General features: G+C 64.8%; 19 protein-coding genes. 9 read left to right on the top strand and 10 right to left on the bottom strand.

Features of this window, described 5'->3' with window-relative positions:
- Positions 1–4: 4 nt before the first annotated feature.
- Entirely contained in the window at positions 5–1114 is a 1110-nt protein-coding gene (locus AABQ55_RS36070) for a Gfo/Idh/MocA family protein (RefSeq protein WP_272809515.1), read from the bottom strand.
- A 261-nt stretch (positions 1115–1375) separates the two neighbouring features.
- On the opposite strand from AABQ55_RS36070, the gene AABQ55_RS36065 reads away from it, so the two are divergent.
- The 6 genes from AABQ55_RS36065 (at position 1376) to AABQ55_RS36040 (ending at position 8880) form a co-directional block, all read left to right on the top strand.
- A complete protein-coding gene (locus tag AABQ55_RS36065; RefSeq protein WP_272809516.1) occupies positions 1376–2623 on the top strand; it encodes an ABC transporter substrate-binding protein in 1248 nt (415 codons plus the stop codon).
- Positions 2624–2931: 308 nt separating this feature from the next.
- Positions 2932–3957, top strand: a complete 1026-nt coding sequence (locus AABQ55_RS36060; RefSeq protein ID WP_272809517.1) for a BMP family protein — start codon at positions 2932–2934, stop codon at positions 3955–3957.
- 124 nt (positions 3958–4081) lie between these two features.
- Positions 4082–5608, top strand: a complete 1527-nt coding sequence (locus tag AABQ55_RS36055) for an ABC transporter ATP-binding protein (protein WP_272809518.1) — start codon at positions 4082–4084, stop codon at positions 5606–5608.
- Positions 5598–6647 carry an ABC transporter permease gene (locus tag AABQ55_RS36050; RefSeq protein WP_272809519.1) on the top strand — a complete coding sequence of 350 codons (1050 nt, stop codon included), beginning with the start codon at positions 5598–5600 and terminating at the stop codon, positions 6645–6647. The genes AABQ55_RS36055 and AABQ55_RS36050 overlap by 11 nt, the downstream gene beginning before the upstream one ends.
- A 2-nt stretch (positions 6648–6649) precedes the next feature.
- Positions 6650–7591 carry an ABC transporter permease gene (locus tag AABQ55_RS36045; RefSeq protein ID WP_272809520.1) on the top strand — a complete coding sequence of 314 codons (942 nt, stop codon included), beginning with the start codon at positions 6650–6652 and terminating at the stop codon, positions 7589–7591.
- Positions 7588–8880, top strand: a complete 1293-nt coding sequence (locus AABQ55_RS36040) for an amidohydrolase family protein (RefSeq protein WP_272809521.1) — start codon at positions 7588–7590, stop codon at positions 8878–8880. The genes AABQ55_RS36045 and AABQ55_RS36040 overlap by 4 nt, the downstream gene beginning before the upstream one ends.
- A 12-nt stretch (positions 8881–8892) precedes the next feature.
- On the opposite strand, the gene AABQ55_RS36035 is transcribed toward AABQ55_RS36040, so the two are convergent.
- The 5 genes from AABQ55_RS36035 to AABQ55_RS36015 all read right to left on the bottom strand — a co-directional run bounded on the left by AABQ55_RS36035 (position 8893) and on the right by AABQ55_RS36015 (position 14820).
- On the bottom strand, positions 8893–9774 hold the full coding sequence (locus AABQ55_RS36035) for a dihydrodipicolinate synthase family protein (protein ID WP_272809522.1): 882 nt from the start codon (positions 9772–9774) through the stop codon (positions 8893–8895).
- A gap of 26 nt (positions 9775–9800) precedes the next feature.
- Positions 9801–11420 carry an ABC transporter ATP-binding protein gene (locus AABQ55_RS36030; RefSeq protein WP_272809523.1) on the bottom strand — a complete coding sequence of 540 codons (1620 nt, stop codon included), beginning with the start codon at positions 11418–11420 and terminating at the stop codon, positions 9801–9803.
- Positions 11413–12336: an ABC transporter permease gene (locus tag AABQ55_RS36025; protein WP_272809524.1), complete on the bottom strand. Its 924-nt coding sequence runs from the start codon at positions 12334–12336 to the stop codon at positions 11413–11415. The genes AABQ55_RS36030 and AABQ55_RS36025 overlap by 8 nt, the downstream gene beginning before the upstream one ends.
- An 11-nt stretch (positions 12337–12347) precedes the next feature.
- Positions 12348–13262 carry an ABC transporter permease gene (locus tag AABQ55_RS36020; protein WP_272809525.1) on the bottom strand — a complete coding sequence of 305 codons (915 nt, stop codon included), beginning with the start codon at positions 13260–13262 and terminating at the stop codon, positions 12348–12350.
- 88 nt (positions 13263–13350) lie between these two features.
- On the bottom strand, positions 13351–14820 hold the full coding sequence (locus tag AABQ55_RS36015) for an ABC transporter substrate-binding protein (protein ID WP_443021353.1): 1470 nt from the start codon (positions 14818–14820) through the stop codon (positions 13351–13353).
- A 366-nt stretch (positions 14821–15186) separates the two neighbouring features.
- Between AABQ55_RS36015 and AABQ55_RS36010 the strand changes: the two genes are divergently transcribed.
- From AABQ55_RS36010 to AABQ55_RS36000, 3 genes are read left to right on the top strand one after another with little or no spacing between them, the layout of a single operon-like run.
- Positions 15187–16380, top strand: a complete 1194-nt coding sequence (locus tag AABQ55_RS36010; RefSeq protein ID WP_272809565.1) for a sialidase family protein — start codon at positions 15187–15189, stop codon at positions 16378–16380.
- Entirely contained in the window at positions 16377–17333 is a 957-nt protein-coding gene (gene pdxA, locus AABQ55_RS36005) for a 4-hydroxythreonine-4-phosphate dehydrogenase PdxA (protein ID WP_272809527.1), read from the top strand. Before AABQ55_RS36010 ends, pdxA begins: the two co-directional genes overlap by 4 nt.
- Positions 17334–17337: 4 nt before the next feature.
- Entirely contained in the window at positions 17338–18456 is a 1119-nt protein-coding gene (locus AABQ55_RS36000; RefSeq protein WP_272809528.1) for an iron-containing alcohol dehydrogenase, read from the top strand.
- 110 nt (positions 18457–18566) lie between these two features.
- Here the strand turns inward: AABQ55_RS36000 and AABQ55_RS35995 are convergent, their stop codons facing one another.
- The 4 genes from AABQ55_RS35995 to AABQ55_RS35980 all read right to left on the bottom strand — a co-directional run bounded on the left by AABQ55_RS35995 (position 18567) and on the right by AABQ55_RS35980 (position 22304).
- The gene (locus AABQ55_RS35995) at positions 18567–19268 is read right to left on the bottom strand and encodes a FadR/GntR family transcriptional regulator (RefSeq protein ID WP_244770536.1); all 702 of its coding nucleotides are present in this window, start codon (positions 19266–19268) and stop codon (positions 18567–18569) included.
- Between the two features lie 3 nt (positions 19269–19271).
- The gene (locus AABQ55_RS35990) at positions 19272–20300 is read right to left on the bottom strand and encodes a four-carbon acid sugar kinase family protein (RefSeq protein WP_272809529.1); all 1029 of its coding nucleotides are present in this window, start codon (positions 20298–20300) and stop codon (positions 19272–19274) included.
- A gap of 491 nt (positions 20301–20791) precedes the next feature.
- On the bottom strand, positions 20792–21247 hold the full coding sequence (locus AABQ55_RS35985) for a DUF3597 domain-containing protein (protein WP_244770538.1): 456 nt from the start codon (positions 21245–21247) through the stop codon (positions 20792–20794).
- 178 nt (positions 21248–21425) lie between these two features.
- Positions 21426–22304 (bottom strand): LysR substrate-binding domain-containing protein, encoded by an 879-nt coding sequence (locus AABQ55_RS35980; protein WP_288085811.1) that lies wholly within the window; start codon positions 22302–22304, stop codon positions 21426–21428.
- Between the last annotated feature and the right edge of the window lie 108 nt (positions 22305–22412).

Here is a 22412-nt window from a genome sequence, read left to right as displayed (position 1 = left end):
CCCGTCAGTTCAGCGTCAGCCCGTCGATGGTGACGACGCGTTTTTCCTTGGCGGAACGTTCCGCCGCCAGCCCGATGGCAACTGCCTTCAGGCCGTCCAGCAACGCCACCTCGACCGGACCGGCACCCAGGATCGCCTTGCGGAACTTCTGGTGCGCGTAGAAGGTCGCGCCGTGATGCGCGCCGGCATGCAGCACTTCCGCGTCCACCTCGACGATGCGGCGTTCGGGCTGGCGCTTTTCCTGCCGGAAGCTGATTTCGATTTCGGAATGCCTGCCGGCCTCCTCGCCGCGATGCCCCGGCACGAAGCATTCGACCCGGCCGAGCGAGCCGGTCGCGGCGAACTCCTCCTGCCAGAGAGCGCCTTCGGCGAACATGCAAAGATCGAGCGAGGCGCGGATTCCCGACTTGAAGTCGACCGTGACGAAGGCATTGTCGATGATGTCGGGCCGCTCGCCGTCCTCGCGCCGCTCGTCGGCATGGTTGACGTCGATGCCGGCGGAGGCATGGACGCGCACCGCCTCGTCCTCGGCGATCAGCCGCATGAGATCGAAGAAATGGCAGCACTTCTCGACGAGCGTGCCGCCCGTGCGCGCCGCGTAGCGGTTCCAGTTGCCAACCTTCTGCTTGAAGGGAAAGCGGTGTTCGCGCAGCGCGATCATCTTGAGGTCGCCGACCGTTCCCTTGCGAACCTCTTCCACGAGTTCCGTGACCGGCGGCATGTAACGGTACTCCATGCCGATCCATAGCGGCGCCGTGTAGCCGGCAAGCGCCGTCGACATCCAGGTGAGTTGTTCGGCGGAGGTGCAGGCGGGCTTTTCCAGAAGGATCGGCAGGCTGAGGCCCCGGTCGAGAATCCTTGCCAGCACATCCGCATGCGTGTCGTTCGGCGTTGCGATCACCAGTGCGTCGACGGCGTTGCTGGCAAGGAGCGCATCGGCCGAGTCGAACAGCTGGGCCGTTTCGGGAACGCATTCGGCGGCCAGCGCACGCGACCGGGCATCCGGATCCGCGATGGCCGTAATCCTTGAGCCCGGCGTCATCGCGATATTGCGAAGATGCTCGCGTCCCATCATGCCGGCCCCGATCAGGCCGTAGCGTATAAGGTCTGACAATCTCATTCCTCCTCTCGATTGCGTCGATGCCGGCGGCATACCGACGGCTTTGGACCGGGAAACGTTACGCAGCAGTCCGCACGAAATCAAATAAAATCGTAGCGCTATTATACAGCGGCATGCCGCCGCGTTTAATAAGATATTGGTAAAAAAGGAAGAATTAGAAAATCCTCTAGGGTATCGCGCTTTCTTCGCGATAATTGACGTCACTTAATGTAGCGCTATTATAGGCTTGGGAGAAACTTGGAGGAGGAACCAAGCATGAAAAGCCCCATCATTGCCTGGACGGTGGCAGCGTTCGCAATCGGATCGCAGGCGCCGGCCCATGCCGACACGACGCTGCGCATGTTCGTCTCGAGCCAGGGAAGCCCAAGCGTTCACCGCAAGATCGCCGATCTCTACGAGCAGCGGAATCCCGGCATCAAGATCGAGATCGAACTCGGCGGCGCGACGTCGGAACTGCAGGCGCAATATCTCAACACGGTCCTGTCGAGCCGCGATCCCTCACTGGACGTCCTGATCCTCGACATCATCCGTCCCGCGCAATTCAGCGCGGCCGGCTGGATCTCGCCGCTCGGTGAAGCGGCGGCCGACGCGCCGATGCTCGAGGGCTATATCAAGGCCTATGCCGACGCGAACACGGTCGATGGCAAGCTCGTCGCGCTGCCGGCGCATGCCGATGCGCTGTTGCTCTACTATCGCAAGGACCTCCTGGACAAATACGGCCTTCCCGTGCCGAAGACCTGGGCGGAGCTTGCCGAGACGACGAAGACGGTCCTGGCCGGGGAGGGTGACCCGAACCTGCAAGGCTTGAGCTTCCAGGGAAAAGCGATCGAAGGCGCCGTCTGTACCTTTCTCCTGCCCTATTGGAGTGCCGGCCACGACCTGACGAGGAACGGTGACTTTTCCTTCGACAAGGACGGTGCGGTCGCGGCCTTCAACCTCTGGAAGGGTTTCGTCGATCAGGGTATCGCCAAGAAGAACATATCGGAGGTCGGGACCGACGATACGCGGCGGGAGTTCCAAGCCGGAAAGGCGGTGTTCGCCGCACTGTGGGGCTACGGCTGGAGCAATTTTCAGGGTGAGGATTCCGCCGTGCGGGACAAGGTCGGCGTGGCAACCCTTCCCGCGGTGGAAGGCGGCAAGCCGGTCAGCTGCCTCGGTGGCTGGGAATGGGCGGTGTCCGCCTATTCGCGCCATCAGGAGGAAGCAAAGAAGCTCGTGACCTTCCTTGCGGGTGCCGAGGCGACCAAGATCAAGGCCATCGAAGCCTCCTATCTTCCGCCGCAGACGGCGCTCTACGCCGATCCGGATGTCCAGGAGGCGATGCCCTGGATCGAGAACGCCCGTGCCGTCGTCGAAAGCGCGCTCCCGAGGCCTGTGACGCCGCGTTACAACGAAGTGAGCGAAATCATCCGCACGCTCTTCAACGCCGTGATCGGTGGTTCCATGACGCCGGACGATGCCGCCGCACAGATGGAAGCACGGCTGCGCCGCGTATTGCGATAGGATCAGGGCGGACATCACAGCCATGAACCCCGCAAATCGGGGAGCATGGCTGCGCTCGTTGAAACCATCGGCGCTGGAAACGGGGCGGAAAATGCGCGGCCCTGGCTGCGGCCATATGGCAGTCCCCCAAGCCGCACCGCAGCCTTCGCGCCGGCGCCGGATGCAGATCCGGATGAATGGCGCCGAGGCCGGCGGGACGAACTTTCGGCTATGCCCAATTGCCGCAACAAGAGATTTCACCTATGTTGACCAAGTGGTAAAAAAAGACGCTTTTCAATGAATTGCGCGATAAGCCAAAGGGGAATCGAATGCATCGCAATCCGTTCAATTTCGGCATTTCCAGACGAACCCTGATCAAGGCCGCCGGGGCGTCCGCAGCGGTCGCCGCCGTCGGCCTGCCGGGCCGCGTGATCGCCGCCGATCCGCTCAAGGTCGCGGCCATCTATACCGTGCCGGTCGAGCAGCAGTGGGTCAGCCGCATCCACAAGGCGGCCAATGCCGCCAAGGAGCGCGGGGACATCGAATATGTCTATTCGGAGAATACCGCCAACAACGACTATGAGCGCGTCATGCGCGAATATTGCGAGGCCGGCCACAAGCTGATCCTGGGAGAGGTCTTCGGCGTGGAGGACGCCGCCCGTGCCGTCGCCAGGGACTATCCGGATGTCGCCTTCCTGATGGGCTCGAGCTTCAAGCCCGATGCCGCCGTGCCGAACTTCTCGGTTTTCGACAACTATATCCAGGATGCTTCCTATCTCTCCGGCCTCGTCGCCGGCGCGATGACCAAGTCGAAGAACATCGGCATGGTCGGCGGCTATCCGATCCCGGAGGTCAACCGCCTGATGAACGCCTTCATGGCGGGTGTGAAGGAAGTGGCCCCGGACACCAGGTTCCAGATCGCCTTCATCGGCTCGTGGTTCGATCCGCCCAAGGCCAAGGAAACCGCCTTCGCCCAGATCGATGGCGGTGCGGACCTGCTCTATGCCGAACGTTTCGGCGTGTCCGATGCGGCGAAGGAAAAGAACGTCCTGGCCATCGGCAATGTCATCGATACCCAGGCGGACTATCCGCAGACCGTGGTCGCCTCCGCGCTGTGGCACTTCGAGCCGACGCTGGACAAGGCGATCGCGGAAGTGAAGGCCGGCGCCTTCAAGGCGGACGACTATGGCGTCTATTCCTTCATGAAGAACGGCGGCTGTTCGCTCGCGCCGCTCGGCACCTTCGACGCCAAGGTTCCCGACGACGTGAAGGCCAGGGTCACCGAGAAGGAAAAGGCGATCAAGGACGGTTCGTTCACCGTCGAGATCAACGACGCAGAGCCGAAATCGAGCTAGCCTTCCGCGTTCTGATGATCGCGGGGAGAAATGGCTGGCGGCAGGAGGATACTTCCCTTGCCGCGGCTGCTTTTCCCTGCGAGCAGAACAACCCTGCCCTCAAAGTCCTTTCCCGGTCGCCAACGTGTCCGATACACCCGTCCTCCGTCTTTCCGGCATCAGCAAGCGTTTCGGTCCGCTCCGGGCCAACGACGACATTTCCTTCGACCTGAAGCGCGGCGAGGTCATTGCGCTGCTCGGGGAGAACGGTGCCGGCAAGACGACGCTGATGAACATTCTCTTCGGCCACTATGTCGCCGACGCCGGAACCGTGGAGGCCTTTGGCGAGCCGTTGCCGCCGGGCGATCCGCGTGCCGCGCTCGATGCCGGCATCGGCATGGTGCACCAGCATTTCACCCTCGCCGACAACATGACGGTGCAGGAGAACATCGCGCTGGGCACGCAAAGCCTCTGGCGTGCGCGGCTCGACAGGGCGTCGGCACGGCAGCGCATTGCGCAGCTCTCCGCCGATTTCGGCCTGGCCGTCGATCCCGCGGCCACCGTCTCCACGCTTTCGGTCGGCGAACGCCAGCGCGTCGAGATCCTCAAGGCGCTTTATCGCGATGCCCGTATCCTGATCCTCGACGAGCCGACGGCCGTTCTAACCCCGGCCGAGACCGATGCGCTGTTTCGCACCTTGAAGCTGCTTGTCGCCAAGGGCCTGTCGATCATCTTCATCTCCCACAAGCTGCACGAGGTGATGGCCGTCAGCGATCGCGTGCTGGTGCTGCGCGCGGGCCGGCTTGTCGGCGAATGCGAAACGGCATCGACCGATCGCAAGGAACTGGCGGCCCTCATGGTCGGCCAGGAGGTGAAGCCGGCAGAGGTCAGCCCGGCCAATGTCGGGGCGCCGCTCCTCGTGCTCGAAGGCGTCTCCACCGCGCCCTATAACGGCGCTGCGCTGGATGACGTGTCGCTCACCCTCAGCGCCGGCGAGATCACCGGCCTTGCCGGCGTTTCCGGCAATGGCCAGGCGGCCCTTGCCGCGCTCATCGCCGGCACCCAGCGCGCCGCCGGCGGTCGCATTTCCGTCGCCGGGCGGGAAGTTGCCGGCTGGTCGCCGCGCGTCGCGCTCGACCACGGCGTGGCGCGCATACCGGAAGACCGCCATGCCGTCGGCACCATCGGCAACATGAGCGTCACCGAGAATGTGATCGCCGAGCGTTACGGCAGTCCGCGCTTCAGCCGCATGGGTTTCCTCGACTGGAAGGCCGCCCGCCGTTTCGCCGAAAAGATCATCGCCGACTATGACGTGAAGTGTCCCTCGCCCGAGGCGCGCATACGCCTGCTGTCGGGTGGCAACATGCAGAAGCTCATCCTGGGCCGTGCGCTTGATCCGGAGCCGGCGGTCATCCTTGCGAGCCAGCCGACGCGCGGCCTCGATGTCGGTGCCGTCGCCTATGTCCACCGCATGCTGCTCGCAGCGCGGGAGCGGGGCGCCGCCGTACTGCTGATTTCGGAAGACCTTGAGGAAATCCTGGCCTTGTCCGACCGCATTCTCGTCATGTCGAATGGACGCCTGTCGACGCCCTCCGCCCGCGGCGAACGCAGCATTCGCGAGCTGGGGGAACTGATGGCCGGCCATAGCGGGGAGCGCAGCGATGCGGCTTGAGCCGAAACCCGCGCCGACGCTGGCGGTCACCCTCCTGTTCCCGCTGGCGGCCATCGTCGCCACGCTGCTGTTGGTCTCGCTTCTGGTCCTGGCGGCCGGCGCCTCGCCGCTCTCGGTCTTCTATCTCGTTGCCAAGGGCGCGGCCGGCTCGCAATTCGCTCTGCTGGAAACCTTGACCCGCGCGACGCCGCTGATCTTCACGGGCCTTGCCGTCGCCGTCGCCTTCCGCGCCAAGCTCTGGAACATCGGCGCCGAGGCGCAGCTCTATATCGGCGGCGTGGTCACCGTGGTGCTTGGCACCGGCGCCCTGCCCCTGCCCTCGGCCATCCTGATCCCCGTGCTGATGGCCGCGGCGATGGCGGCCGGGGCGCTGTTGCTGCTCGGCCCCGCCGTGCTGAAGACGCGCTTCGGCGTCGACGAGGTGGTCACCACGCTGCTCTTGAACTTCATCGTCCTGCTCTTCGTGTCGATGCTGCTCGAGGGCGTGCTGAAGGATCCGATGGGGCTGGGCTGGCCGCAATCCCAGAAGGTCGTCGCGGAGGCGCAGCTACCGCGCCTCATCCAGGGCAAGCGCCTGCATCTCGGCTTCGTCATCGCAATCGTCGCGGCCGTCGTGGTCTGGGTCGTCACGAAGAAGACAAAGCTCGGCTACGAGATGCGCGCGGTCGGCCACAACCCGGAAGGCGCGCGCTTCGTCGGCATTCCGGTCAATCGCGTGCTGATGAAGACGGCGTTGCTCTCCGGCGGGCTGGCCGCACTTGCGGGCTTTTCCGAAGTCTCCGGGCTCAAGGGCAACCTGACGCTCGACCTGTCGGCCGGCTACGGCTACACCGGCATCGTCGTCGCCATGCTGGCGATGCTCAATCCGCTCGGCGTCATCGCCTCGGCCATCTTCGTCGCCGGCATCTTCGTCGGTGCCGATGCGATGAGCCGGGCCGCCAAGGTGCCGAGCTACATCGCCGACGTCATGTTGGCCACCTCGCTGTTGACCATGGTGGTGGCGATCCTTCTGGCGCGCTACAGGATCAGGTGGAGGTGACGATGGACGCGCTCGAAATCCCCTTCACCGCCTCCTTCTGGGTCGCCGTCATCCGCATCGCGTCGCCGCTGATCTTCGCGACCATGGGCGAACTGATCTGCGAGCGCGCCGGCGTGCTCAATCTCGGCATCGAGGGCATCATGACCGTCGGCGCCTTCGCCGGCTGGTTCACCGTCTACAGCGGCGGCGACCTGTGGGCCGGCGTGCTGGTGGCCGCCCTTGCCGGCGCGTTGTTCGGCCTGCTGCACGCCACGCTCACCGTGCCGCTCGGCCTGTCGCAGCATGTCGTCGGCATCGGCGTCACGCTGCTGGCGACCAGTCTCACCTATTTCACCTATCGCCTCGCGCTGCCGGAGGTGACGTCGCCGCCGAAGATCGAGCCGTTCCAGCCGCTGGCGATCCCCGGTCTGTCGAATATCCCCGTGCTCGGCGAGGCGCTGTTCACGCAGACGCCGCTGACCTATCTCGCCTTCCTGGCCGTCGTGCTCGTCACCTGGGTGCTCTATCGCACGCCCGTCGGCCTTGCCGTGCGCGCGGCTGGCGAAAACCCGTCCGCGGTGGAAGCGCAGGGCATTTCGGTCACCAGCATCCGCATGGGCGCGGTCGTCGCCGGCAGTGCGCTGATGGCGGTCGGCGGCGCCTTCCTCACCATGTCGGCGTTCAACTCGTTCTTCTTCCAGATGATCAACGGTCGCGGCTGGATCTGCATCGCGCTCGTTGTCTTCGGCTCGTGGCGGCCGGGCAAGGCGCTGGTCGGCGCCATCCTGTTCGCCGCCTTCGATGCCTATCAGATCCGCCTGCAGCAGATATCGGGCGGCATCGTGCCCTACCAGGTGTTCCTGATGATGCCGTATGCGCTGTCGATCCTGGCGCTGATCCTGGTGGCGCGCCGCGCCACCTATCCCAAGGCTTTGATGATACCGTACCAGAAAGGCGAAAGATGAGCTTCGACCTGATCGTCAAGGGCGGCACGCTGCCCGATGGAACCGTCGCCGATATCGGCATCAAGGGCGAGACGATCGCCGCGATCGAGCCGCGTCTCGATGCTGCCGCCGGCCGTGTCGTCGATGCGTCGGGCAACCTTGTCAGCCAGCCTTTCGTCGATCCGCATTTCCACATGGATGCGACGCTCTCCTACGGCCTGCCGCGCATCAACGCCTCGGGCACGCTGCTCGAAGGCATTGCGCTCTGGGGCGAGCTCAAGCCGCTCCTGACCCACGAGGCCGTCAAGGAGCGCGCGCTCGCCTATTGCGACTGGGCGGTTTCCATGGGCCTGCTCGCCATCCGCACCCATGTCGATACCTGCGACGATCGCCTGCTGGCGGTGGAAGCCCTGCTCGAGGTGAAGAAGGAGATCGCCCCCTATATCGACCTCCAGCTCGTCGCCTTCCCGCAGGACGGTCTCTACCGCTCGCCCAATGCCCGCGAGAACACCCTGCACGCCCTCGACATGGGCGTCGATGTCGTCGGCGGCATCCCGCATTTCGAGCGCACCATGGCGGAAGGCACGCGGTCGGTCACCGAACTCTGCGAGATCGCGGCCGAGCGCGGCCTGATGGTCGACCTGCACTGCGACGAGACCGATGATCCGCTGTCCCGCCACATCGAACAGTTGGCTTACGAGACCCAGCGGCTCGGCCTGCAGGGCCGGGTGGCCGGCTCGCATCTCACCTCGATGCATTCGATGGACAATTACTACGTCTCCAAGCTGCTGCCGCTGATTGCCGAGGCAGGCGTGTCAGCGATCCCCAACCCGCTTATCAACATCATGCTGCAGGGCCGCCACGACACCTATCCGAAGCGCCGCGGCATGACGCGCGTGCCCGAGATGCTGAAAGCGGGCATCCGTGTCGGCTGGGGGCAGGACTGCGTGCTCGACCCCTGGTATTCGCTCGGCACCGCCGACATGCTCGATGTCGCCTTCATGGGGCTGCACGTCGCCCAGATGTCCTCGCCCGCGGACATGCGCGCCTGCTTCGACATGGTGACGCGGGTCAATGCCGAGATCATGGGCCTCGACCATCTCGGCCTCGCCGTCGGCAAATCGGCAAGCCTCGTCGTGCTCGACGCGGGCAATCCCATCGAGGCGGTGCGCCTGCGCGCCGAGCGGCTCTGCGTCGTCTCGAAGGGCAAGGTCGTGGCTGAGCGCGAGAAGCGCGAGACCGCCCTGTCGATCAGGGGGCGCCCGGCAAGCATCAACCGTCGCCACGTCGTGCCGCCGCAAGCGCGGTGAAGCAGGCGGGGATCAGAGCAGGCCGTATCGGGTCAGGATTTCCGCAATACGGCCGTCCTGCTCCGCATTCGGCAGCAAGGCCGGCTGCCGGCTGGCGCCGACGGACGCGTCCTGCAGGTAAAGGGCGCGTTTGACCATGGCCGGTGCAAAGCCAAGGGCATAGAGATCCGTGCGGAAGGCGGTGAATGTCGCCTGCTGTCGTTCCGCCTCGGCGTTGTCGCCCGCGTTGTAGGCCTTCAGGATGCCGGAGAGCACCTCAGGCATGGCGTTGCCGAGACCAGAGATGCAGCCCGCTGCCCCGTTCTGCAGCGACCAGAGCACCAGATGGTCCGGCCCGGAATACACCTCGAACCCCTCCACGTCCCTGGCGACGGCGAGATAGGCCTCCAATGTTTCCTTCGCCCCGCCCGAATCCTTGATGCCGGCGATGTTGCCATGGCCGGCGAGCAGGCGTGCAGTGTCCGGCTCGATATGGTTCTGCGTTCGGGCGGGGATGTCGTAGAGGTAGACGGGCGTCGTCACCGCATCGGCGACGGTCGAGAAATGGCGGACGAGACCGTCCTGTGTGCAGGCGATGAAGAAGGGCGTGATGACGGCGATGCCATCGACACCGATGCGGTCGAATTCGCGCGCCAGCTTCAGCGTCTCGAAGGTGGCCGGCATGCCGGCATTGACGATGACCCGTACGCGCCCGCCCACCTCATCGACCACCTCTTCCGTCAACCGCACCTTCTCCTCGAAGGTCAGCGCGGTGAAATCGCCGTTGGTGCCGGCGCACATGATGTTGTTGCCGGCTTCGACCTGCCGGCGGACCTGGGCGCGCGTTGCCGCATAGTTGATGGTCTCGTCTTCGTTGAAGCAGGTCACGAGGGCGACGAAGGCTTGTTTCGACACGGGAGCTTCCTTTGAGAAAACGGCGCCTACGAGGCGCGCTGGAGACGGGCGGCGCGATGGGCGGCCTGCACGTCGGGATCGGGATCAAGGCCGGCGGCAAGCAGGGCGCGCGTATAATCCTCGCGCGGCGTCTCGAACACCGCGCGCACCGTGCCGAACTCGACGACGTTGCCCTTCCGCATGACCATGACATGGTCGGCGAAGTCCCGCACGACCGGCAGGTCATGGGCGATGAAGATGAAGGCGATGCCCATTTCCCTGCGCAGCTTGTCGAGCAGCGCGATGACTTGCGCCTGCACCGAGACGTCGAGGGCCGAGACCGCTTCGTCGCAGATGATGAGCTGCGGTTCGAGTGCGAGCGCCCGGGCAATGGCGATGCGCTGGCGCTGCCCGCCGGAGAACTGGTGCGGATAGCGCCCCATATGTTCGGGGCCGAGGCCGACCTGCACGAGGAGCTCGGCGACACGTTCACGCCATTTCGCCTTGGGCAGGATATCCGGATGGATGATCCAGGCCTCGGAGATAAGCTGGTAGACGGTCATGCGCGGGTTGAGCGACTGCGTCGGATCCTGGAACACCATCTGCAGGTCGCGGCGCAGCTTGTAGAGTTCGCCGGGCGAGAGCGTGAAGAGGTGGCGTCCCTTCCAGTGGGCGCTGCCCGCATCCGGTTCGTCGAGGCGCAGCAGAATGCGCGCGAGGGTCGACTTGCCCGAGCCGCTTTCGCCGACCACGGCCATCGTCTCGCCGGGCATGAGATCGAAGGAGACGCCCTTCAGGGCCTCGAAGGCGCCATAGCGCTTGCGCACGTCGCGCACCGAAAGCACCGGCGCGGTGCGGGCGACAGGTTCGTGCATCTCACCCTTGCCGGGCGCGGCGGCGATGAGTTTGCGGGTATAGGGGTGCTGCGGGTTCCGGTAGACCTCCCGCACCGTGCCGGCCTCGACCAGCTCGCCCTTCTCCATCACCACGACGCGATGGGCGATCTCGGCGACCACGCCGAGATCGTGCGTGATGATGAGCACCGCCATGCCGGTTTCCTGCTGCAGCTCCTCGAGCAGCGCGAGCACTTCGGCCTGCACGGTCACGTCGAGTGCCGTCGTCGGCTCGTCGGCGATCAGGAGGTCCGGGCGCAGCGCGAGCGCCATGGCGATCATCACGCGCTGGCGCTGGCCGCCGGAAAATTCGTGCGGGTACTTGCCAAGCGCATGTTCCGGCTCGGGTATGCCGACGCGTGTCAGGAGCCGCAGCGCTTCGGCTCGTGCCTGCGCGGAGGCCGTCCCGTGCGTGGTCAGCGCCTCGCGGATCTGCCAGCCGACGGTATAGACCGGATTGAGATGGCTCAGCGGGTCCTGGAAGATCATGGCGATGCGGCGGCCGTTCACCTCGCGGCGCTGGTTCGCCGGCATCGTGAGCAGGTCCACGCCGTCGAGCAGGATTTCGCCCGCGCTGATGCGGCCCGGCGGCATGTCGATGAGGTTCATGATCGCCGAGGAGGAGACCGATTTGCCAGAGCCGCTCTCCCCGAGGATTGCCAGCGTCTCGCCGCGGTCGAGGTGGTAGGAGATGTTGCGCACCGCCTTGACCACGCCTGCGGCGGTGTGGAACTCGACCGAGAGGTTGCGGACTTCCAGAAGATGCTCAGCCATTCTTGCGGCCCTTCATTTCGAGACGCCAGCGCTGAACCGGGTCGAGCGCGATGCGCAGCCAGTTCGACAGGAGGTTCAGCGACAGGGTGGTGAGAATGATGGCAAGCCCCGGCCAGAACGACAGCCACCAGGCGTTGGTGAGGTATTGCCGGCCCTGCGAGATCATCAGGCCCCAGGTGATTTCCGGCGGCTGGATGCCGATGCCGAGGAAGGAGAGCGCGCTTTCGGCGAGCATCACATAGGCAAAGTCGAGCGTTGCCAGCGTCGTCAGTGTGGGCAAGACGACGGGCAGGATATGGCGGAAGAGGATGCGCTTCGAGGAGGCGCCCATGACGCGCGCGGCCTGCACGAACATGCGCTCGCGGATTTCCAGCACTTCCGCCCGGGTGGTGCGCAGATAGACGGGAATACGGGTGATCGCGAGAACCAGCATGAGATTGAGGATCGAGGAGCCCAGGATGTAGAGCACGATCACCGCGATCAATAGCGAGGGGAAGGACATGATGACGTCGGCAAGTCGCATGATGACCTGGTTGACGCGTGCCGAGGAGAAACCCGCGACAAGCCCGAGGACAGTGCCCATGACCGCCGAGAGCGCCACCGCGCCGGCCGCGACCATCAACGTGTTCTGCGTGGCGACGATGATGCGGGCGAGCAGCGGCCGTCCGAGCGCATCGGCGCCCATCCACCAGACCCAGCCGCGCTCCCAGTCGAAGGGCGCCGCATTGCGGCCCCTGAGGTTCTGCTTGGTCGCGAGGTCCCCGAGCCAGCTCGGGCCGACGATCGCGAGGACCAGAACGACAAGGAGGAAGATCGCGGCGCAGAGCGCGAACCTGTCGGCCAGCAGCATGCGCACCATGCGCCGGGCAAAATGCGGCTCTTCGGCAAGGGCGGTGTCTGTCGTCTGAAGGGTCATGGCCATGCTCCTCAGTGGCGGATCCGCGGATCGAGCAGAGCATAGGCAAGGTCGATCAGCAGGTTCATGAGGAAGATCGCCAGCGCGGTGACGAGGATTGCGGCGAGAACCACGTTGAAATCGCGCTGCAGAATGGAATCGATCATCAGCTTTCCGACGCCGGGAAAGCCGAAGATCGTCTCGATGATGACCGCGCCGTTGAGCAGGCTCGCCGCCTGGTCGCCGATGACGGTGATGACCGGCAGCATGGCGTTGCGTAGCGCATGCACGAAGATGATCGGCCCGGATTTGACGCCCTTTGCCCGTGCGGTCTTCACATAGGCGGAGGAAAGCGCGCCGATCATCGAGCCGCGCACCACCTGGACGATGATGCCGAACGGGCGGATGAAAAGCACGGAGATCGGCAGGATCCAGTGGAGCAGCGAGCCGGTGCCTGAGGTGGGCAGCCAGGCAAGGTTCACCGAGAAGACGACGATCGCGACAATGGCGACCCAGAAATCCGGCACCGAGGCGCCGAGAAGCGAGATGACGGAGGACAGGCGGTCGAAGAAGCCGCCGGCGCGGAAGGCGGCAAGCGATCCGACGACGATGGCGGCCCCCGTGACGAGCGTCATGGTGACGAGCGCGAGCCAGAGGGTCCAGGTGAAGGCTTCGAGCACGACGTCGAGCGCGGGCCGCGCCTTGCGCAGGGATTCGCCGAAATCGCCGGTGACGACATCGCCGACATAGCGGGCGAACTGCACGAGGAAAGGATCGTTCAGGCCATGCAATTCACGGAACTGCGCCTTCATCTCCGCCGAGGCCTCGACAGGGAGGAACAGTGCAGCCGGATCCCCCGTCAGCCGCGAGAGAAAGAAGACCATGACGATCAGTCCGACGAGAGAGATCAGACTGGCCACGGCGCGTTTTCGAATGAATCTCAGCATGGCACCCTCGGGGGAATCGGGCGGCGGGATCCTCCCGCCGCCTTGATTGCTGTTGTGACCGGCAAATGCAGGCTTTGCCAGCGCGCGCTTACTTGATCTTGATCTCCGAAAGCTGCAGCGTCCCGTTGGTCGCCATGGTCGGTTTGAAATCGAGGCGTTCGGAAACGCGCGAGAAGCCGACCATATGGAACAGCAGCACGTCCGCGACGACCTCGTCATGGACATAGGCGATGACCTCGGACCAGAGCTTGGCGCGCTCATCGCCGACGGCTGCCGAGGCGCGCTTGATCAGGTCGTCGACCTTCGGATCGGAGAAGCCGGACTGCGTGCCTTCGGTCGCATATTTGAAGAACATCGAGAACGACGGGTCGCCCTTTGAGTTGTCATGCATGGCGGCGACGATCTGCGGGCCGCGGCCTTCCTTGAAGGGCTTGGAGTAGTATTGCTCGTGCTCGGCGACCTCGACGAACTTCAGCTCGACCTGGAAGCCGACTTCCTGGAGCTGCGCCTGAATGGCTTCCATGATCTCCGTGACGTTCGGGAAGTTTGCCGAACGGGCGATGATGGTGATCGGGGTGTCGACCTTCACGCCGTCGGCCTTGGCTTCCTCCAGCAGCGTCCTTGCGCCATCGGGATCATAGGGGAAGACCTTGACGTCGGGGTTCCAGCCGAGCGTCGGCGGCGGCACGATGGCGGTGGCGAGCAGCGCGCTGTCGGGAACGAGCGTTCCGAGGAAGGCCTGCCGGTCGATCGCGAGGTTCAGGGCGCGGCGGACGCGCACGTCGTTCAGCGGCTCGATGTTATGGTCGATCCGCAGATAGACGGTCTCGCTGTCGAGATAGGAGAAATCCGTCGCCGGGTTGGTGGCGTCGAGTTGCGAGATCGAGGGCGAGAGATCCGCCTCGCCGGCCTGCACCATGGCCGCGCGAACCGAAGGATCGGCACGGAAGAGATAGGTCGCCTCCGTGACCTCGGGCTTGGCGCCCCAGTAGTCCTCGCGGCCAGTCAGCACGATCTGCTGGCCCGGCGTCCAGTTCGTCAGTTTGTAGGGACCGGTGCCGATGGGCTCGCGCACGAATTCCAAGGGCGTCTCCTCCGGCACGATGGTGACGAGCGAGAGCAGCAGCGGCAGGATCGGCTGGACCGGATCGGCCTTGAAGTCGATCGTGAAGTCGTCGACGACGGTCGGCGTCACGGTCATGCCGCCGAAGTAGCGGCGCGACTCGCAGGCGTTCTTGTCGCTCATGATGCGGTCGAAACTGTGCTTGACATCCTTCGCGTCGAAGGTCGTGCCGTCGGAGAATTTTACGCCCTGGCGCAAGTGGAAGCGCCAGCTGCCGTCGGCGTTCTGCTCCCACTTTTCGGCAAGGCGTGGCATCACGCCCTTGTCGCCGCGAACGTCGAGCTCGGTCAGCGTCTCGCTGACATTCTGCATGATGACGCGGCCGATGTTGGAGCGGGTCGCCATGCAGGGCTCGAGCAGGTCCGCCTCCTCGGCAAGCACGATCTTGATCGGCCCCGAGCCGGCAAAGGCGGGGGACAAGGCGGAACCCAGCATGAGGGCACCCAGAACCAATATTCTCTTCACGATATTTCCTCCCTGGTGAAATCGTATCAGGCTGATGCCGTCTTTCCGGATCGCGCGGCGACCAGCGCGGCACCGATCGCAAAGAGCGCAGTGCCCCTCCGGCATGAATCCTCCTCCGGCATTTGTATGCCGGCCTGCCCAAACCATCCTATTTCCATCAAAGTTTGTCAAATTATTTTGCAATGTAAATTTTATAGGCATCACTTGAGAAGTGAATTGATTCGTAAAATCAATGCAATTTTTCTTTTCTAGAAGAGAAATATGCGATTTGGTAACATTCTAAAACTTGACAACTTTATGATTTCGGTGATTTTCAACGCGATGCAGGAGGAGCCAATGCGCCCAGAGGAAATCGCCCGCCACATGAATGGCCGGCTTCAGATCGTGTCGCCGGGACGTGCCGAGGCATTGTTGCCGTCGCCCATGATCCAGAATCACGCCGCGTTTCTGCATCCGCTTGCTGACGGTGCGCTCGCCTGCGCTTGGTTCGGCGGCACGCTGGAAGGCAAGTCGGACATATCGATCTTCGCCTGCGTGTTGGCGAAGGGCGCGGAAAGCTGGGGCCCGCCGCAGCGGCTGAGTTTCGATCCCGCCCATTCGGAACAGAACCCGGCGTTCTTCACCGCGCCGGATGGCCGGCTATGGCTCTTCCATACCTCGCAGCCCTCGGGCAACCAGGACGAATGCCGGATCCGCATGGTCGAAATCCGGCGCGGCGCCGATCCCCTCGTGCTGACTGCCGGGGAGGGACGCTATCTCGATCTGCCGCGTGGCTGCTTCGTGCGTGCGCCGCTGGTGGTGCGGGCAGACGGGGCATGGCTGCTGCCGATCTTCCGCTGCGTCCAGCGCCCCGGGCAGAAATGGAACGGCAGCCACGACACCGCCGCCCTTGGCGTCTCGCTCGATGAAGGCAAGTCGTGGCGGCTCGAAGCGCTTTCCCGGTCTGTCGGCTGCGTGCACATGTCGCCGGTCGCCCTGGGCGGACAGCACCTTGCCGCCTTCTTCCGCCGTCGTCAGGCGGATTTCGTCTACCGAACGGAGAGCCAGGACGGTGGCCGGTCGTGGTCCGCGCCCGAGGCGACCGATGTGCCGAACAACAATTCCTCCCTAGCTGCAATCCGCCTGGCGGACGGACGTGTCGCGATGATCTGCAATCCGGTGAATGCGTCCCAATCTTCCGATCGCCGCGCCTCGCTCTATGACGAGCTCGGCGAGAACGACCAGCGTCCCGACGCCGACCCCGCGGGCGGCTGCGTTCCGGTCTGGGGCGTGCCACGCGCGCCCGTCGCCCTCTGCCTGTCGGAGGACGGAGGCAGGACCTTCCCCGTCCGGCTGCTCATTGAGGATGGGCCGGGCACCTGCCTTTCCAACGATTCCATCGACGGCCGGAACAAGGAGATGTCCTATCCCTGGTTGCTGGCGGACGCCGGCGGCACCCTCCACCTCGCCTACACCTATCACCGGCGCGCGATCAAATATGTCCGCCTGGCTCCCGGCTGGGACAGCGCCGACGCAGGGAGACCTTCATGAGCACCGTCATCGGCATCACCATGGGCGACCCGTGCGGCGTCGGCCCGGAGATCTCGGTCCGCGCGCTTGCCGGTATGACGCCGGAGGAGCGCGCGACCATCCGCATCTACGGCAATCTCGCGACGCTCGAGGCAGCCCGCGCGGCCCTCGGCGTCACGATCGACCTCACCCCCCATGTCGTGGACCTGCCCATCGAAGGGGCGCCGCTCGCCTTCGGACAGCTGAGCCCGATTGCCGGCGATGCCGCCTTCCGCTTCATCGAGAAGGCGGTGCGCGATGCCGAAGCCGGCGCCATCGGCTGCATCGTCACTGCGCCGATCAACAAGGAGGCCCTGAACCTTGCCGGCCATCACTATGACGGCCATACCGGCATGCTGCGCAGCCTCACCGGCTCCAAGGCCGCCTATATGCTGCTCGCCTCGGACCGGCTCAAGGTCATCCACGTATCGACCCATGTCTCCCTGCAGGAGGCGATCCGCCGCTCGACGACGGAGCGCGTGCTGGCGACCATCCGCGCGGGCGACGCCCACCTGAAGCGCATCGGTTATGCGGGGCCGAAGATCGCCGTCGCGGGCATCAATCCCCATTGCGGCGAGAACGGCCTGTTCGGCACCGAGGATGACGACCAGATCGCGCCGGCCGTCGAGGCGGCCCGTGCGGAGGGCATCGACGCCCATGGGCCGATTTCCGCCGATACGGTGTTCTACCGCGCCTATGCCGGCGCCTTCGACCTCGTCGTCGCGCAGTATCACGACCAGGGACATATCCCGGTCAAGCTCGTCGCTTTCGACACCGCTGTGAACGTCTCCGTGGACCTGCCGATCGACCGGACTTCGGTCGACCACGGCACGGCCTTCGACATTGCCGGCAAGGGCATTGCCGACCACGGCAACATGAATTCCGCCATCGCCTACGCCCGCAAGCTGGTGTCGGGCGCCGCCAAGCGAGGATGACGCCATGACAATCGCCCCCATCACGCTCCATCAGCCGAACCGGCTCGCCGTCGGCGCCGGCACGACCGGCGAGGTCGGCGCCTGGGCTGCCGGCGCCGCCTCGGTGCTGGTGATCGCGACACCCTTTGCGGCTGGCTTCGTCGATCGCCTGGAGCTGGCCAGCCGCATCGCCGTCTTCGACGCGATCCCGGGCGAGCCCGACGTCGCCACGCTGGATGCCGCGCTCGATGCCGCCCGCCAAAGCCGGCCGGACCTCGTCGTCGGTCTCGGCGGCGGATCCGTTCTCGATGTCGCCAAGCTCGTTGCCGCCCTCTGGGACAGCGAACAGACGCTTGCCGATGTTGCCGGCCCGAACCGGGTCGGCGGCCGCCGCACGCGCCTCGTGCAGGTCGCCACCACGGCCGGCACGGGCTCGGAGGCGGGCATCCGTGCGCTCATCACCGATCCCGGCAAGGGCAACAAGATCGCGGTCGAGAGCCCGCACTTGATCGCCGATTTCGCCGTGCTCGATCCGGAGCTCACCTATTCCGTCCCGCCGGCCGTGACGGCGGCGACCGGCGTCGATGCCATGGCGCACTGCGTCGAAGCCTTCACCAACCGCCGCGCGCATCCGATGATCGACGGCTTCGCCCGCATGGGCTTCCGGCTCGTCGGCAAATACCTTGCCCGCGCCGTGCGCGACGGAGCCGACACCGAGGCGCGAGAAGGCATGATGCTCGCCTCCTATTACGGCGGTATCTGCCTCGGCCCGGTCAACACCGCCGCCGGCCACGCCATCGCCTATCCGCTCGGCACACGGCTGCGCCTGCCGCATGGCCTTGCCAACGCGATCGTCTTCCCGCATGTGCTGGCCTTCAACCGGCAGGTCGCGGCGGCGAAGACGGCGGAAGTCGCAATGGCGCTCGGCCTTGGCGAGGATCTAACCACGGAAGGCCTGCTCGCCGCCGCCCACGGCTTCTGCCGCGGCCTCGGCATCGAGATGTCGCTGGCTGCCCATGGCGCGACGGTGGACGACCTGCCGCTCTACGCCGGCGAGGCGCACGCCAATCGCCGCCTGATGGACAACAACCCGATCGACATGAGCGTCGAGGACGTGCTTGGCGTCTACCGGGCGGCTTTCTAGAGCATTATCCGACGCCGAAGCGATCTCGCTTCGGCTGGAAATGCTCTGGCGTCACGCCGGCGCGAACATCCAATCGACACCAAAACCCCGGTGCTGCCGGGGTTCTGCGTCTATTTGGTCGCCTGGAACAGGCGATCGCGTGAGCCGGTGAGGTGGTCGTGCATGCATTGCCGTGCCTTCGCACCGTCCCGCGCGGCAATGGCTTCGGCGATGGCCTCGTGCTCGCCGAAGACCCGTGTGAGGCCGGTCGTCTCGCGCTTCACCGAGGCGCCGTGAAACCGCATGCCGACGGCGATATGGTCCTTCAACGCTTCCATGGCGGTGAAGAAGTAGCTGTTCTGCGCGGCTCGGGCGATGGCGAGATGGAACTGGAAATCGGCGTCCTCGCGGTGCGACTGCCGGTTGGTGGCGTCCCGCATCAACTCCAGAGCCTGGCGGATCGCGGCAAGCGTCGCCGCATCATGGCGTTCAGCCGCCGCGGCCGCCGCGGCCGGCTCGACGGTCAGGCGGAATTCATAGCAGTTGAGGAGGTCGGCGACGTTTTCGAGCTGCCCGAAGCCAAGCGGCTCGCGCATGCCGACGGCGCGCACGAAACTGCCCGCACCGCGCCGGGAATAGATGAAACCCTGCTCGCGCAGCCGCCGCAGGGCCTCCCGGATGATCGGCCGCGAAACCTCGAACTCGATCGCCAGGTCATGCTCGGTCGGCAGGCGCTCGTCCGGCTTGTAGGCACCGGACTTGATGGCACGGTGCATGCGCTCGAAGACGAGATCGCCAAGGCTCCTGCGTGCTGTTCCGTTCTCCAGTCCCATCTCTTACCCTGTCCTGCCGCGCAGCCGTTCTGCGATCTTTCTCAGCGTGTCCGGCCGCCCGAAGCCCCCTGATTTGGCGATAATGCAATGTCCTTGGGCATGCGCCAAGCCCAGTCCCGGCAGGCATTCGCCCAGCAGCCGGAACCGCACGATCCCCATCTTGCCGAGCACCGCTTCCGCTGTCGCGCCGCCGGAAAGCAAGAGTGTCGATGCCGCGGCCGCAAGGTCGGGACAGACGCTTTCCGCCAGCGCCCGGGAAACCTCCAGCGGCGTCGTGACATCCGCGCCGGGCACTGCCTGCACGAGCGTCAGCACGCTGTCATCGGCGCGCGTTTCGGCAAGGCGGCCGTTGGGCGCCGGCAGGTAGCGTAGACCGCCGTCGCCCAGCAGCGTCTCGACCTGCGCAAGGGTGATCGGGTCACGCGAGCCCACAACGAAGAGGCCCGGCCCCGCGGGAATGTCCGCCATCCGCGCCGGTGCTTGCCCACTCATCTTTTCGGCCAGCGCCTCCGCAAGACCGTGTGCGCCGACGAGAAGGTCGACGCCCGCCATGTCTGTCCGCTCAAGCCAGAGGGCCATCTCGTTCTGGCTGGCAATATCCGGGATCGTCGCGCGGGCCGCATGGGGCCCGAGCCTTTCGGCAATGGAAATCGGCGCATCCACACCAAAGCCTGTTACGCAGCCATCCTTCACGACGCGGCCGAAGGCGGGAACCGCGGGCGCCACCAGCGCTGCGCGATAGGACATCGCGTCGAGCTCGGCTGCGATATGCCCCTTAAGGCGTGAATCGACCTTCTTGAGAAGACGCACTCCCGCAGGCAGCGCTTGAAGCGCTGCCGCCACCGCCTGCCGCGCGGCTTGCGCGCCGACCTCCCGTGAAGCCAGGTTGATCGACAGGACCTCCGGTGCATCCCGCCGGGCCTCGTCGATGGCTGCGGTCGAGAGCGCCACCTCCACATGCATGCCCCGCGCCGCGAACGGCGCGGCCGTATCCAGTGCGCCCGTCAGGTCGTCGGCAAGGATGGCCAGCATCGCACGCTCCAGTGATTGTTGTTATCTTTATAGCGTTTCTTTCTATTGAAATGTCAATATTTTTTGAGAGAATATAACAAATTCTCCGTGGCCGCCGGGGTGCAAGCCGCATGCTGCTGCAGGAACTCCCGGACGAGGGCGGCCCCGGCAACGGTTTGATGGTTCGCTACAGTGTGCGGTTCATGCTGATGCAAATGCCTGCCTTGCATGACGGCATGGCCAGGCGCGGCCGAGGCCGGGCAGCAAGGGAGACCGGTTATATTCCGACGGGCGGCCTCAAAGCCTCGTTGCCGGCGCATTCGAGGCGGTACATTCCATTTATCCGGGAGGTCGGGTCCGTCTCATGGCAGCGTCCCCGCGATTGGCAGCCTATTGGTACCATTCGCAAGTTGCGCTTCTTCTTCGAGGCATGCGCAACGTTTTATCCTGGAGAGAACGAGAATCGTAGAACGCGGCGGCCCGCCAGTTTGCCTGGCGGGCCTGCTCGCATTTTAGTCCAGCAGTTCGGCGGGAACCTTGCCGCCGTTTTCGGCCAGGGCCTTCATCAGTGCCTTGTGGAGCCAAATGTTCATCGTGGCGGAATCGTTCTTGTCGCCCGTATAGCCGAGTTCATCCGCCAGTTCCTTGCGTGCGGAAAGGCTGGAATCGAGGTCAAGCGCCTTCATCGTGTCCACGATGGAGCGGCGCCAATCGAGTTTCTGGCCATTTTTCTTGACCGCGGCGTCCATGATGGCAGCGACGTCAACGGGGCTTGAGGAGGCGGCAGGCGTGTTGTCGGCCGTCGTTGCCACGGCCTCATTGCTGGCCGTCGTCGCGGTTGCGGAGACATCCGCTGTCACCGGCTTCACGGCCTCGGCCGAAATGGTCTCGGCCGCAGCGGTTTCGACCGGCTTTTCCTCGGACGCCTTGCCGAAGAGCTTTTCCTTGATGGAACTGAAGATACCCATATCTGACTCCCTGTCCTTATCGCCGGCTTTCGTCCGGCGTGACGAGATAATAGGCTTGCCGTTCGTCTTTTCAATGAAAAGACGGCTCGTGAATCGGGAAGTTCAAGAGGTTGGCTCAATCCACGACATATCCAGCGAGTATTCGGGCACGGTCTTGAACGGCGTGGCCCATCCGCTGCTACGTTGCAACGACAGGCTCCTCGACTTGTTTCATGAGCCAGCGCTGGAATGCCTTCAGGGCCAGCGTCGGCTTGCGATCCGCCGGCGTCGAAAACCAGTACGCTGCTTTCGACCCATATCGGATACCGCCAGGATTGACGAGATTTCCGGCACGTAGCTCATCCTCTATGAGCTGCGGGGGAACGAGCGCCATGCCCTGGCCCGAAATCGCGGCACGCAGCACGAGCGTATAGTAATCGAAGCGCATCACGCCCTGCGGCTCCAGGTCCGGCTTCCCGTAGCCGTTCACGAGATCCGCCCAATGCAGAGGCGTTCCCGGATGTTCGATGATGATGCCGCGGGCTGCATCTTCGATGGTTTCGAGCGGACCCAGCCTCGCGAGATAGGCGGGAGAGCAGACCAGCCGGACATCCTTTCCGAACAGATAGATCGAATCCTCGCCGGGAAACGGTCCCCGGCCGAAACGGAAAACGGCATCGGGCTGCGCTGCAGGATTGTCCGTCGAGAACGTCGTGTACCGGACGTCGATATCCGGGTGCTTCTGGTTGAAATCGGAAAACCGCGGCAGAAGCCAGCGATCGCCCAGGATCGGCAGCACCTTCAGCCGGAGCGTATGGGAGTCCGACTGGAGCCGGGCGGCGCGGAATGCGGCCTCCTCCATCGCCTTCATCGCCACCTGCGCCTGCTCGAGATAGATGCGGCCAAGTTCCGTCGGCACCATGCCCGACGGCTTTCGTGTAAAGACCTGCGCGCCCAGAAGGTCTTCAAGGGTCAGCAGTTGTTTGCTGACGGCGCTCTGCGACAGGTTGATGCTTTCCGCCGCGGCCGTCGTCGAACCCCGCTCCGCGATCGCCAGCATCACGCGCAGCGCAGTCATGGAAGGCAGCGGCACAGAGGGATGAACCAATGGCATTCTCCGCGAGGGGCCTAGTCGGTTTCGTCATAACGTTAGCGCTTTTTCGCGTTTGTGCAAGCGATCCTTCGA

Origin of the sequence: Shinella sp. WSD5-1 (assembly GCF_963942435.1) — a bacterium.
In the GTDB taxonomy this organism is placed as follows: Bacteria; Pseudomonadota; Alphaproteobacteria; order Rhizobiales; family Rhizobiaceae; genus Shinella; species Shinella yambaruensis.
The sequence above is the reverse complement of the archived record's forward strand: the minus strand, read 5'-3'. Positions and strand labels throughout refer to the sequence as shown.